Below are 13,314 nucleotides of genomic sequence, written 5' to 3'. Positions count from 1 at the left end.
CGTGCGCGTGATCTTCGCCGGTACGCCGGCCGTCGCCGTACCCGCCCTGGCCGCCGTTGCGGCCTCCCGCCACGAACTGCTCGCCGTGGTCACCCGGCCGGACGCTCCGGCGGGGCGCGGGCGCGGGCTGGCCCGTTCCCCCGTCGGGGCGTGGGCCGACGAGCACGGGATCGAGGTGCTCACCCCCGCCCGGCCGCGCGAGCCGGAGTTCCAGGAGCGGCTGCGCGAACTGGCTCCCGACTGCGTACCCGTGGTGGCCTACGGCGCGCTGATGCCGCCGGCCGCCCTGGAGATCCCCCGGCACGGGTGGATCAACCTGCACTTCTCGCTGCTGCCCGCCTGGCGCGGTGCCGCGCCCGTGCAGCACGCCGTGCTGCACGGCGACGAGCTGACCGGGGCGAGCGTGTTCCAGCTGGAGGAAGGGCTGGACACCGGCCCGGTCTACGGCACGCTGACCGACGAGATCCGCCCCACCGACACGTCCGGCGACCTGCTGGAGCGGCTGGCCCACTCCGGCGCCGGCCTGCTGGTGGCCGTTCTCGACGCGATCGACGACGGCACCGCCCGGGCCGAGCCGCAGCCCGCCGACGGGGTGTCGCTGGCGCCGAAGCTGACCGTGGAGGACGCCCGGGTGCGCTGGTCCGATCCCGCCTTCGCCGTCGACCGCCGGATCCGGGCCTGCACCCCGGCGCCCGGCCCGTGGACGACGTTCCGGGGGGAGCGCGTCAAGCTGGGCCCGGTCACGCCGGTGCCCGACGGTCCGGAGTTGAAGCCGGGTGAGCTGCTGGTGGAGAAGTCCCGGGTGCTGGCCGGCACCGCCACCACGCCGGTACGGCTCGGCGAGGTCCGGGCGGCGGGCAAGCGGGCGATGCCGGCGACCGACTGGGCGCGGGGCGTCCGGGTCTCCGCGGGGGAGGAACTCGCGTGACGGGCCCATCGGAACGGCCCTCGGGCGACCGCTTCTCCGCCGAGCCACGCGGCGAGCGCCCCGAAGGGGAACGGCGCGACGAGCGCTTCGACGGTGAGCGACGCGGTGGGCGCCCCGAGGGTGAACGACGCGGCGGGCGCTTCGACGGGGAACGACGCGGCGAGCGTTCCGGCGGGCGCTTCGAGCGCCCCTCGGGCGGCCAGCGCGGCGAGCGGCCGGCGCGCGGCGGGCAGTGGGGCGCGCGGGCCGGCGGTGACCGCCGCGACGGTGCCCGGCGTCCGGCCCGCCCGGCGGTGGACCTGCCCCGCCAGGTGGCCTACGAGGCGGTCGCGGCGGTGCACCGCGACGACGCGTACGCGAACCTGGCACTTCCGTCGCTCCTGCGCGACGCGGGGCTGGTCGGCCGGGACGCCGCCTTCGCCACCGAGCTGACCTACGGCACGCTGCGCCACCTCGGCACCCTCGACGCGATCCTCAGCGACGCCGCCGGGCGGGACGTGCAGCGCATCGACCCGCCGGTACGCGACGCGCTGCGGCTCGGGGCGTACCAGCTCCTGCACACGCGGGTGCCGGCGCACGCCGCGGTCTCGTCGACCGTCGACCTGGTCAGGTCGGTGGGCGCCGGCGCGACGGGCTTCGCCAACGCGGTGCTGCGCGAGGTGGCCGGCCGGGACGCCGACGCCTGGGTGGCCAAGCTGGCCCCGTCGGCCGAGAGCGACCCGATCGGGCACCTCGCTCTGGCGTACAGCCATCCGCAGTGGATCGTGCGGGCCTTCGCCGAGGCGCTCGGCGGCGACCTCGGCGAGACCACCCGGCTGCTCATCGAGGACAACGAGCGCCCGCCGGTGCACCTGTGCGCCCGGCCGGGGCTGGCCGACCCGGCGGAGCTGGCCGACGAGGTCGGTGGCGCACCGGGGGCCTTCTCCCCGTACGCCGTCTATCTCTCCGGCGGGGCGCCCGGCGATCTGCCGGCGCTCGCCCAGGGGCGGGCCCACGTGCAGGACGAGGGCTCCCAGTTGGTGGCCAACGCCCTGGCGGCGGCGCCGCTCGACGGCCCGGACGGGCGCTGGCTGGACCTGTGCGCCGGCCCGGGCGGCAAGTCCGGCCTGCTGGGCGCCCTGGCCGCCCAGCGGGACGCGCGGCTGACGGCGGTCGAGGTCGCCGAGCACCGGGCCCGGCTGGTCGAGCAGGCCACCCGGGGTCTGCCGGTGACCGTGCTGCACACCGACGGCCGCAGCGTCGGCGCGGACCCGAAGCTGCCGGAGGCGCACTTCGACCGGGTGCTCGTCGACGCGCCCTGTACGGGGCTGGGGTCGTTGCGCCGCCGGCCGGAGTCGCGCTGGCGGCGCCAGCCCTCGGACCTGCCGCCGCTGACCCGGTTGCAGCGCGAACTGCTGGCGGCGGCGCTGCGCGCCGTCCGGCCGGGCGGGCTGGTCGCCTACGTGACGTGCTCCCCGCACACCGTGGAGACGCACGTGACGGTGACCGAGGCGGCCCGCCGCTCGGGGGTGCCGGTCGACTTCGTCGACGCCCGGCCGTTGCTGCCGGCGGGGATGCCCGGCCTCGGCGACGGGCCGACGGTGCAGCTGTGGCCGCACCGGCACGGCACCGACGCGATGTTCCTCGCGATGCTCCGCCGCACCTGAGCGGGGCGTACGGGACGTACCGGCCCTGATCGGGCCGGCTTGGCGACGCCCGGGTCCGTAGCGGCGCACCGCGCCCGGCGGCCCGGGCGCCGTCGTCCGTCCACTGTCTCCCCAAACACGCTCCGAGGTGACATCATCAGTCGTCACCTATCGAGGAGTGTCCATGAAACGAAGAATCCTGACCGTTGGCGCCGCACTCGCCGTCTTCGCCGCCGGCGCGGTGGCGCCGGCCGTCGGGCCGGCGTCGGCCTCCCCGGCCGCAGGTCTGCTCGCGCCCGCCGCGCAGGCCCTGGCCGCGCCGGACATCGCGGTGGCCAACGTCCAGGCCCACCTCACGCAGTTCCAGACCATCGCCACCCAGAACGGCGGCAACCGGCGGGCCGGCAGCGCCGGCTACACGGCCTCCGTCGCGTACGTGAAGGCGAAGCTCCAGGCCGCCGGGTACACGGTCACCGAGCAGGTCTGCACCGACTGCACGTACCGGTCGAACAACCTCATCGCCGAGTGGCCGGGCGGCCCCGCCGACCAGGTCGTCATGTTCGGCTCGCACCTCGACGGCGTCTCCGCCGGCCCCGGCATCAACGACAACGCCACCGGCTCGTCGGCCCTGCTGGAGAACGCGCTGGTGCTGGCCCAGCAGAACCCGCCGATGACCAAGCGGGTCCGGTTCGCCTGGTGGACCGACGAGGAGCAGGGCCTCAACGGCTCGGACTTCTACGTCCGTTCGCTGACCGCCACCCAGCGGGGCTACATCAAGGGCTACTACAACTTCGACATGATCGGCTCCACCAACGGCGGCTACTTCATCAACCGGATCACCTCCGCCACCGCCGCGCCGCTCAAGGCGTACTGGGACTCGCTGAACCTCCAGCCGGAGGAGAACGTCGAGGGCCAGGGCCGTTCCGACGACTACCCGTTCGCGCAGGCCGGCATCCAGACCTCCGGGTACGCCGCGGGCGCCAGCGCCCGCAAGACCGCGGCGCAGGCCACCAAGTGGGGCGGCACGTCCGGCTCGGCGTACGACCCGTGCTACCACCGCTCCTGCGACACCACCTCGAACATCAGCGCCACGGTGCTCAACCGCAGCGCCGACGGGATCGCGTACGCCATCTGGCAGACCGCCGTGGGCTCGGCGACCAACGACTTCTCCGTCGCGGTGAGCCCGACGTCGGGCTCGGTGCAGCGGGGCGCGTCGACCACGGCGACGGTCTCCACGGCGACCACCGCCGGTACGGCCCAGACGGTCGCCCTGTCGGCGACCGGCCTGCCGACGGGCGTCACCGCGTCGTTCAGCCCGTCGTCGGTCACCTCCGGCGGCTCCGCCACGCTGACGCTCAGCGCGTCGGCCTCGGCCACGGTCGGCACCTTCACCGTCACGGTCACCGGCACGGGCTCCGGCGCCACGCGCTCCGCCAGCTACACGCTGACCGTCGGTGGGGGCGGCAGCTGCGCGGGCGGGCAGCTGATCGGCAACGGCGGGTTCGAGAGCGGGTCGTCGCCGTGGACGGCGTCGTCCGGCGTGATCACGAACGACGCCGCCCAGCCGGCGCGCTCCGGTACGTACAAGGCGTGGCTGCTGGGCTACGGCTCGACGCGGACGGAGACGCTGTCGCAGTCGGTGACGATCCCGGCGGGCTGCACGACCTACACGCTGTCGTTCTGGCTGCACATCGACACGGCCGAGACGACGACGAGCACCGCGTACGACCGGTTGGTGGTGCAGGTGGGCACGGCCACGCTGGCGACGTACTCGAACCTGAACGCGGCGGCCGGATACACGCAGCGGTCGTTCAACGTGGCGGGCTACGCGGGCCAGACCGTCACGCTGAAGTTCACCGGCACCGAGGACGTCTCGTTGCAGACCAGCTTCGTCATCGACGACGTGACGCTGCAGGCCAGCTAGCGGCGGCAGGGGTCGGGGCGGTCACCTCGGTGGCCGCCCCACTCGCGTCGTGCCGGGCGGTGCGCCCGCGTTCCAGGCGGTCCGGGCTGTCAGGTGACCGGGCCCTCAGGTGACCGGCAGGCCCTTCGTGCCGGCGCCCTTCACCGACCGGGTGAGGTTGCGGTCGCTGACCCAGAGAAAGCACTGCACGCCCCGGTTGCCGTTGCGCCACTCCCGCTCGAAGGGGTGGTAGTAGATCGTGCCGGCCCGGTACTGCATGTCGCCGTTGTCCGGCACCCGGGCGTACCTGGCGATCAGCGTCCGGCACGCCCGGTGCACCTTGCGGGTGTCGCGGGTGAAGGCGTCGTAGCTGGTGTCGGGGGCCTGCCAGATGCCGACGAACTCGGCGCGGTGCTTGCTGGTGCAGGCCACCGGCACCATCTCCCGCACGTCGTCGGCCCGTACCGTCGGGTTGAAGCAGCGGTGGGCGAGCGGGGCGGCGCCGGTCAGCGCGCCGCGCAGGCTGCCCGTCCGGTCCTGCACGCCGGCCTCGTCGAGGCTGGTCTGCTCGCTCAGGTCGCAGCGGAACCAGCGGGCGCCACCGCCCCACGCCTGCGGCGACGGCAGCACCACGTTGAGCCCGAGCCGGCCGGAGCGCCAGTCGCCGCCGAGCACCTCCTCGGCCTTCCCGTCGCACTCGGCGCGGGCGGCGCGCATGCCCGCCGAACCGGCCGGCGGGGGCGTGGTCCGGTCGGCGGCCGCACCGGTCAGCGTGCCGACGTGCACGGTCTCCGTGCGGTGCGACAGCGCGCAGTCGACGGGGTGGTAGGCGGTGAGGTAGCCGACGTCCTGCACGCTGGAGTGGCAGACCCCGGCGGCGGGAACGAACATCTGCGGCGCGGCGGGCGCCGGCCAGTCGTCGGTCAGGTCACGGTCGGTGCCGGCCGGTGTGGCGCAACCGGTGAGCGCCAGGACCGCCACCGCGCCCACCGTGGCCGCCGTCCACCACCGTCGCATCCCGACCTCCCGCCGTTCGTGGACCGCACCCGACGGCGGCCGGCGCGGCGGTCCCGGCCGCGCGGACGCCGCCGGACACGCCACGGTGCGGCAGCATACGGCACCCTCGCTCAGCTCGCGGGCAACCCTTGCGGCCCGGCGCCCCGCATCGACCGGGTCAGCTTCCGGTCGTCGCTCCACAGGAAACACCGCACCCCCCGGTCGCCCTCCTGCCACTCCCGCTGCGACGGGGGATAGAAGATCGAACCGGCCCGGTACGGCAGGTCGGCGTTGTTGGGCAGCTCGGCGAAGGAGGCGATGAGCGCCATGCAGCGCGTGTGCGCCTGCCGGTGGGAGCGGCCGAACTCGGCCCAGGTCATGTCCCGCTCCACGTAGACGCCGACGAACTCGGCGCGGTGCGGCTCGGTGCACAGCACCGGCGCCATGTAGTTCAGGTTGTCGCCGATCAGTTTCGGGTCGAAGCAGCGGTGCAGCAGCGGGGAGTCGCCGACCAGCGCGCCCCGCAGGCTGCCCGTGCGGTTCACCGGCCGCGTGTTGTCGATGCTGCCGGTCTCGCTCAGGTCGCAGCGGAACCAGCGGGCGCCGCCGCGCCACGCCGCGGTGGCGGGCAGCGCGATGGTGAGGGTGACGCGGCCGGCGTGCCAGTCGCCGCCGAGCACCTCGCGGGCGCGCTGGTCGCACTCGGCGCGGGCCGGCCGCAGGGCTGCCGAGCCCGGTTCGGGTCGCTCGCCGGCGGCGGCGGGGCCGGTGAACCTGCCGACGTGCACGGTCTCGGCCAGGTGGTTGCGGGAGCAGTCCACCGCCTCGTAGGTGCGGGCCTGCACGACGGCGGCGATCCGGGGCAGGCAGGCGTCCGTGGCCGGCACGAACAACTGCGGCGCCCGCAGCGCCGGCCAGTCGTCGGTGAGGTCACCGTCGGCCCCGCCGGGTCGTACGCAGCCGGACAGCAGGACCGTCAGCGTGCCGGCCAGCGCCAGCGCCGCGAGCCACCGTCGCATCGTCCGCCCTTTCCGGAGGAGCTGACGCGTCGACCGCCGCCGGGCACCGCGCGGGGCGTACGGGGCACGTCACCGTCCCTGATGGAGTCTCGCCGCGTTTCCGTCGTTCGGCCAGTCCCGGATGGCGCTTCGTCCGGTTCCACCGCGCCGGGAGGCCAATTCTGCACCACTGGTCACCGCCGGGTCACCAGGTGTCCCGGTGGGTGTCCCGACGGGTGGCGCGCTGCGGGTGACCGTCGGGCGCATTCGTACACTGGCCCCGTGACCGTACCGCCGCTGATCGTCGCGCCCAGCATCCTCGCCGCCGATTTCGCCCGTCTCGCCGAAGAGGTCCGCGCCGTCGAGAACGCCGCGGACTGGCTGCACGTGGATGTCATGGACAACCACTTCGTGCCCAACCTGACCATCGGACTGCCCGTGGTGCAGAGCCTGCGGGCCGCCACCGAGCTGCCCTTCGACGTGCACCTGATGATCGAGGATCCGCGCCGGTGGGCGCCCGGGTACGCCGACGCCGGGGCGTACAACGTCACGTTCCACGCCGAGGCGTGCGACGACCCGGTGGCCCTGGCCAAGGACCTGCGCTCGGCGGGGGCCAAGGCCGGGCTGGCGATCGACCGGGACACCCCGATCGAGCCCTACCTGGAGCTGCTGCCGAGCTTCGACACGCTGCTGATCATGACCATCAAGGCCGGCTTCGGCGGGCAGCGGTTCATCCCGCAGTTGCTGGACAAGGTCCGTACGGCCCGTCGGCACGTCGACGCCGGGCACCTCGAACTGCGCATCGAGGTCGACGGTGGCATCGCCGCCGACACCATCGCCCAGGCGTCCGAGGCGGGTGCCGACGCGTTCGTCGCCGGCACGGCCGTCTACGGCGCCGACGACCCCGCCGAGGCCGTGCGGAAGCTGCGGGCACTCGCGGAACGCGCCGCGCCCGGGGCCTGACGTGGAACCGGCCGGCGACCGCCAGGACGTGATCCTCGTCGTCGACGACGACGAGGACATCGCGCGTTTCGTCGAGTTCAACCTCCGCCTGCACGGCTTCGAGGTGATCCACGCCAGCGACGGGCAGGAGGCGCTCGAGGTCATCGAGCGCCAGCGCCCCGACCTGGCGGTGGTCGACCTGATGATGCCCCGCATCGACGGGTTGGAACTGACCCGGCGGCTGCGGGCCGACCCGATGACCTCGGCCCTGCCGGTGATCATGCTGACCGCCAAGGGCATGACGGTGGACAAGGTGCACGGGCTCAGCGCCGGCGCCGACGACTACCTGGTCAAGCCCTTCGACACGGCCGAGCTGGTCGCCCGGGTCAGCTCCACGCTGCGCCGCAACAAGGAGTTCCGCGAGGTCTCGCCGCTGACCGGGCTGCCCGGCAACAGCCGGATCCGCCGGGAGATCTCCGACCGGGTCCGCAGCGGGGTCGACTACGCCGTCGGCTACATCGACATCGACCGGTTCAAGAGCGTCAACGACAGGTACGGCTTCGTCCGCGGTGACGACTTCATCTCCGCCCTGGCCCGCAGCCTGCACCGGGCGGTGGTCTCGGTGGGGCTGCCCCCGGCCTTCCTGGGTCACGTCGGCGGGGACGACTTCGTGATCGTCTGCGCCCCCGAGCAGGTCCGGCCGCTCACCTCCCGGGTCTCCGCCGACTTCGAGAAGGCCGCCGACTCGCTCTACGACCCGGTCGACGCCGCGCGCGGTTACGTGGAGCTGAAGGACCGCCGGGGCAACATCCGGCGGGCCGCCCTGGTCACCCTCTCGATCGGCGTGAGCCTCTCCGACTCCGGCAAGCGCTTCACCGACCCGCTGGAGGCGATCGCGGTCGCCTCCGAGATGAAGACGGTGGCCAAGAGTCAGCCCGGCTCGTACGTGGCGGTGGACCGGCGGCGCGGCGTTACCTGATTCGTGCGCTGTTGCTGTGAAGTGTGCCGCCCGGGTGGCGCGACCCCCCGTCCGGCGTGTAAGACTGCCCGTGTACCCACCACGCGCTGGCGGGACTCGGTGTAATTCCGAACCGGCGGTGATCCACGGTGTGACCGTGATAAGCCCGCGACCCGGTCGGCCTCGTGCCGCCCGGTGGACCTGGTGAGAATCCGGGGCCGACGGTTGGGAGCGGGCAACCCCCGCCCCCAGACAGTCCGGATGGGAGACAGCGCGCGGGACGGACGGGCCCTGCCCGGCCGCTGAGTTCAGCGTGCCGTGCGCGCCCCCCGGGGCGGCCGCGCCGTACCCGGAATCCGCCGCCGCACGCTTGCGGCCCCATGCCGTTGCCTCCCGTGACCGCCCGCGCGTGACCGGCGAGTGAGAGGGCAGGGCATGGCCGGCGTCTCCGTCGACGAGGCGATGCGTCGCGCGGTGGAACTCGCCGCGCGGGGTCTCGGCACCACCAGCCCCAATCCGGTGGTGGGCTGCGTGCTGCTCGACGCGGCCGGGCAGGTGGTCGGCGAGGGGTTCCACGCCTACGCCGGCGGGCCGCACGCCGAGATCGTCGCGCTCGCCCAGGCGGGTGAGCGGGCCCGCGGCGGCACCGCCGTGGTCACCCTGGAACCCTGCGACCACACCGGCCGCACCGGCCCCTGCAGCACCGCGCTCGTGCGCGCCGGCGTCGCCCGGGTCGTCATCGCCGTGCCCGATCCCAACCCGCTCGCCACCGGGGGCGCCGCCACGCTGCGCGCCGCCGGGCTCCAGGTCGACACGGGGGTACGCGCCCACGAGGCCGAGGCCGGCAACATCGCCTGGCTCACCTCGATGCGCCGGGGCTGGCCGTACGTCATCTGGAAGTTCGCCGCGACGCTGGACGGCCGGTCGGCGGCGGCCGACGGCACCAGCATGTGGATCACCTCCGAGGCCGCCCGGATGGACGTGCACGCGCTGCGCGGCACGGTCGACGCGGTCATCGCCGGGGTGGGCACGGTCCTCGCCGACGACCCCCGGCTCACCGCCCGCAACCTGCGCGACGGCACGCTCGCCATCCGGCAGCCGCTGCGGGTGGTGGTGGACACCGAGGGACGTACGCCGGCCGACGCCCGCGTCCGCGACGCCGCGGCCCGCACGTGGATCGCCACCGCGGCGGAGGTCGGGACCGGGCCCGACGGCCGGGTCGACCTGCCGGCGCTGCTCGCCGCGCTGCACGGGCGCGGGGTCCGCGCCGCGCTGCTGGAGGGCGGCCCGAAGCTGGCCGGCGCCTTCCTGGCCGCCGGCCTGGTCGACAAGATCGTCGGCTACGTCGCGCCCCGGCTGCTCGGCGCCGGCCCGACCGCCCTGGTCGACGCCGGGGTGACCACCATCGCCGAGGCCATCGACCTGGAGTACGTCGACGTCACGCAGGTCGGACCCGACCTGCGGATCACCGCGCTGCCCCGCAAGAGGGAGGGCTGACATGTTCACCGGCATCGTCGAGGAGTTGGGTGAGGTCGTCCGGGTCACTCCGACGGCGGGTGACTCGGCGCTGGTCGCGCTGCGCGGCCCGCTGGTCACCTCGGACGCCCGGCACGGCGACTCGATCGCGGTCAACGGCGTCTGCCTGACCGTGGTCGACGTCTCCGACGGGATCTTCACCGCGGACGTCATGGGGGAGACCCTGCGCCGCTCCGCGCTGGGCGCGCTGCGCGCCGGCGACACCGTCAACCTGGAGCGGGCCGCCGCGCTGGGCAGCCGCCTCGGCGGGCACCTCGTGCAGGGGCACGTCGACGGCGTCGGCGAGGTGCTCGCCCGGGAGCCGGCCGCGCAGTGGGAGACGGTCCGGTTCCGGCTGCCGGCCGCCCTGACCCGGTACGTGGTGGAGAAGGGCTCGATCACCGTCGACGGCGTCTCGCTGACCGTTGCCGACGTCGGTGCGGACTGGTTCTCGGTGGGGCTGATCCCGACCACGCTGAAGCTGACCACGCTCGGCGCCCGCCGCGTCGGCGACCCGGTCAACCTCGAGGTGGACGTCCTCGCCAAGTACGTCGAGCGGCTGCTCGGCGCCCGGCTGACCGACCCCGTCGACGGCCCGCCGGGTGGAGGGCCGGTCGGCGGCGTGGGCCTCGACGCGGCGGGCCTCGACGCGGCGGGCCTGGGCGGGCTCCGGCCCGGCGCCGCGGGCCGCAACGGCGCCGGTGAGGTGGCCTGATGGGCCCGTTCGGCTGGCTGCTCGACGCGCAGGTCGACATCGCCGGCTCGCCCGTGCTGGTCCGGGAGATCGTCGGCAACGGCTTCGGGCTGGCATCGGCCCTGTTCGGCCTCCGCCGCCTGGTCTGGGCCTGGCCCGTCGGCATGATCGGCAACGCGCTGCTGCTCACCGTCTTCCTGGGCGGCGTCTTCGCCACCCCGCAGGCGCACGACCTCTACGGGCAGGCCGGCCGGCAGGTCTTCTTCTTCTCGGTCAGCGTCTACGGCTGGTGGCGCTGGTCGCGCCACCGCCGTCGGGGCGTCGACGGCGACGGGACGGCGGTGGCGCCCCGCTGGGCCACCGGCCGGGAACGGCTGGGCCTGCTGCTCGCGGCCGGGATCGGCACCGCCGCGGCGTACCCGGTGCTCGCCGCCCTCGGCTCCTGGGGGCCGCTGCCGGACGCCTGGATCCTCACCGGCAGCCTCCTCGCCACCTACGGCATGGCGCGCGGCTGGGTGGACTTCTGGCTCATCTGGATCGCCGTCGACGCGGTCGGCGTGCCGCTGCTGCTGCGCGGCGGGTTCTATCCCTCGGCCGCCATGTACCTCGTCTACGGCGCCTTCTGCGCCTGGGGCCTGGTCTCCTGGTGGCGCACCTCGCGGGTCGCCCGCCCGGCGCCCGCCCCGATCCCGTCGACCTACTCGGAGGCCGTGGCATGAGCGAGCGGAGCGAGCGAATCATCAGGCTCAGTGCGGTAGTGCCTCATGGCGGCACGGAGCGAAGCGGAGTGCCGGCATGAGCGAGCGGAGCGAGCGAATCATCAGGCTCAGTGCGGTGGTGCCTCATGGCGGCACGGAGCGAAGCGGAGTGCCGGCATGACCACCTTTGGCAGGATCGAGCAGGCGGTGGCGGACATCGCCGCCGGCCGGCCCGTCGTCGTGGTCGACGACGCCGACCGGGAGAACGAGGGCGACCTGATCTTCGCCGCCGAGCTGGCGACGCCGGAGCTGCTCGCGTTCATGGTGCGCCACACGTCCGGCTACATCTGCGCGCCGCTGACCGAGAGCGAGTGCGACCGGCTGGACCTGCCGCCGCAGCACCACACCAACCAGGACCGGCGGGGCACCGCCTACACGGTGACCGTCGACGCCCGCGAGGGCGTCAGCACCGGCATCTCCGCCGCCGACCGGGCGCACACCATCCGGCTGCTCGCCGACCCCGGCACCGGCCCGGCCGACCTGGCCCGCCCCGGGCACGTGGTGCCGCTGCGGGCCCGCGAGGGCGGCGTGCTGCGCCGGCCCGGCCACACCGAGGCCGCCGTCGACCTGACCCGGCTGGCCGGGCTGCGCCCCGCCGGCGTGCTCTGCGAGCTGGTCAACGACGACGGCACCATGATGCGGGTGCCGGACCTGGAGAAGTTCTGCGCCGAGCACGCGCTGACCCTCGTCACCATCGCCGACCTGGTCGCGTACCGGCGGCGGACGGAGAAGCAGGTCGAGCGGGTCGCCGACGCCCGGATGCCCACCCGGCACGGCGTGTTCCGGGCCCTGGGCTACCGCAGCGAGCACGACTCGGCCGAGCACGTCGCCCTGGTCATGGGCGAGATCGGCGACGGGCGGGACGTGCTGGTGCGGGTGCACTCCGAGTGCCTCACCGGTGACGTGTTCGGCTCGGTGCGCTGCGACTGCGGCCCGCAGCTCGACGCCGCGCTGGACCGGGTCGCCCGCGAGGGCCGGGGGGTGGTGCTCTACGTACGCGGCCACGAGGGCCGTGGCATCGGGCTGCTGCACAAGCTCCAGGCGTACCAGTTGCAGGACCAGGGCCGGGACACGGTCGACGCCAACCTCGACCTGGGCCTGCCGGCCGACGCCCGCGACTACGGCACCGGCGCGCAGATCCTCTACGACATCGGGGTGCGCTCGATGCGGCTGCTCACCAACAACCCGGCCAAGCGCGCCGGCCTGGAGGGCTACGGGCTGACCGTCACCGGCCGTGAAGGGCTGCCGGTGCGCCCGCACCCGGAGAACGTGCGCTACCTGCGCACCAAGCGGGACCGGATGGGACACCTGCTGGACGAGCTGGACGAGGTGACCGAGGCCCCGATGGGTCGCCCGGTCCTCGGCGACGAGATCGGAGCGTAGGCATGGCGGGTTTCGGTGAACCGGGCGTCACGGCGGTCGACGCCGCCGGGATGACCGTCGGCGTGGTCGCCGCGCGCTGGCACGGCGAGCTGACCGACCACATGCTCGACCGGGCGGTCGCCGCCGCCGAGGCGTGCGGGGCCCGTGCGGTCACCGCCCGGGTGGCCGGTTCGGTCGAGCTGCCGGTGGTGGCCCAGGCCCTCGCGCGGCGCTGCGACGTGGTGGTCGCGCTCGGCGTCGTGGTCCGGGGCGCCACGGCCCACTTCGACTACGTCTGCCGGTCGGTGACGGACGGGCTGACCCGGGTGGCGCTGGACGAGGGCAAGCCGGTCGCGCACGGCGTCCTCACCGTCGACACCCTCGCGCAGGCCCGGGACCGGGCCGGGCTGCCCGGCTCGGCGGAGGACAAGGGCTGGTCGGCCACCGTCGCGGCGCTCGACGCCGCGCTGACGATCCGCAACCTCGCCGGCGACGGCCACCGGGTCGGCTTCGGCGGCTGACCCCCGCCGCACCTCGGGGAACCCGCCGGACCCGGCCGAGCCGTGCGTCCGGCCGGGCTGGCCAGGAGAGGCAGGCGGCTGCCGACCGGGGACGCACCGCCGCCGCGCGGCGTT

The 13,314-nt window shown here is 74.7% G+C and carries 12 protein-coding genes; 10 read left to right on the top strand and 2 right to left on the bottom strand.

Going from position 1 to position 13,314, the window contains the following annotated elements; all coding sequences use genetic code 11:
- The first annotated feature begins 1 nt into the window (after position 1).
- The 3 genes from fmt (at position 2) to ACGFIG_RS22195 (ending at position 4,477) form a co-directional block, all read left to right on the top strand.
- Entirely contained in the window at positions 2–928 is a 927-nt protein-coding gene (gene fmt, locus ACGFIG_RS22205) for a methionyl-tRNA formyltransferase (protein ID WP_393005706.1), read from the top strand.
- Positions 925–2,574 (top strand): transcription antitermination factor NusB, encoded by a 1,650-nt coding sequence (locus ACGFIG_RS22200; protein WP_393005704.1) that lies wholly within the window; start codon positions 925–927, stop codon positions 2,572–2,574. The genes fmt and ACGFIG_RS22200 overlap by 4 nt, the downstream gene beginning before the upstream one ends.
- Positions 2,575–2,737: 163 nt before the next feature.
- Entirely contained in the window at positions 2,738–4,477 is a 1,740-nt protein-coding gene (locus ACGFIG_RS22195; protein WP_393005702.1) for a M28 family peptidase, read from the top strand.
- 105 nt (positions 4,478–4,582) lie between these two features.
- Here ACGFIG_RS22195 and ACGFIG_RS22190 read toward each other — a convergent pair whose 3' ends face one another.
- On the bottom strand, positions 4,583–5,473 hold the full coding sequence (locus ACGFIG_RS22190) for a septum formation family protein (RefSeq protein WP_393005700.1): 891 nt from the start codon (positions 5,471–5,473) through the stop codon (positions 4,583–4,585).
- 110 nt (positions 5,474–5,583) lie between these two features.
- Complete coding sequence (locus ACGFIG_RS22185; RefSeq protein ID WP_393005698.1) at positions 5,584–6,471, bottom strand: septum formation family protein; 888 nt, start codon at positions 6,469–6,471, stop codon at positions 5,584–5,586.
- Positions 6,472–6,732: 261 nt separating this feature from the next.
- Between ACGFIG_RS22185 and rpe the strand changes: the two genes are divergently transcribed.
- The 7 genes from rpe to ribH all read left to right on the top strand — a co-directional run bounded on the left by rpe (position 6,733) and on the right by ribH (position 13,200).
- Positions 6,733–7,413 carry a ribulose-phosphate 3-epimerase gene (gene rpe / locus ACGFIG_RS22180; protein WP_393005696.1) on the top strand — a complete coding sequence of 227 codons (681 nt, stop codon included), beginning with the start codon at positions 6,733–6,735 and terminating at the stop codon, positions 7,411–7,413.
- 1 nt (position 7,414) lies between these two features.
- On the top strand, positions 7,415–8,371 hold the full coding sequence (locus ACGFIG_RS22175; RefSeq protein WP_210834620.1) for a response regulator: 957 nt from the start codon (positions 7,415–7,417) through the stop codon (positions 8,369–8,371).
- 414 nt (positions 8,372–8,785) lie between these two features.
- Positions 8,786–9,847: a bifunctional diaminohydroxyphosphoribosylaminopyrimidine deaminase/5-amino-6-(5-phosphoribosylamino)uracil reductase RibD gene (gene ribD / locus ACGFIG_RS22170; RefSeq protein ID WP_393005695.1), complete on the top strand. Its 1,062-nt coding sequence runs from the start codon at positions 8,786–8,788 to the stop codon at positions 9,845–9,847.
- Between the two features lies 1 nt (position 9,848).
- Positions 9,849–10,580, top strand: a complete 732-nt coding sequence (locus ACGFIG_RS22165) for a riboflavin synthase (protein WP_393005694.1) — start codon at positions 9,849–9,851, stop codon at positions 10,578–10,580.
- Entirely contained in the window at positions 10,580–11,278 is a 699-nt protein-coding gene (locus ACGFIG_RS22160) for a nicotinamide riboside transporter PnuC (protein WP_393005693.1), read from the top strand. The genes ACGFIG_RS22165 and ACGFIG_RS22160 overlap by 1 nt, the downstream gene beginning before the upstream one ends.
- 156 nt (positions 11,279–11,434) lie before the next feature.
- A complete protein-coding gene (locus ACGFIG_RS22155; RefSeq protein ID WP_393005692.1) occupies positions 11,435–12,700 on the top strand; it encodes a bifunctional 3,4-dihydroxy-2-butanone-4-phosphate synthase/GTP cyclohydrolase II in 1,266 nt (421 codons plus the stop codon).
- A gap of 2 nt (positions 12,701–12,702) precedes the next feature.
- Positions 12,703–13,200, top strand: coding sequence for a 6,7-dimethyl-8-ribityllumazine synthase (gene ribH, locus ACGFIG_RS22150; RefSeq protein WP_393005691.1), 498 nt, complete (start codon positions 12,703–12,705; stop codon positions 13,198–13,200).
- Positions 13,201–13,314: the final 114 nt, after the last annotated feature.

Origin of the sequence: Micromonospora sp. NPDC049048 (assembly GCF_043197615.1) — a bacterium.
Lineage (GTDB): Bacteria > Actinomycetota > Actinomycetes > Mycobacteriales > Micromonosporaceae > Micromonospora.
The sequence above is the reverse complement of the archived record's forward strand: the minus strand, read 5'-3'. Positions and strand labels throughout refer to the sequence as shown.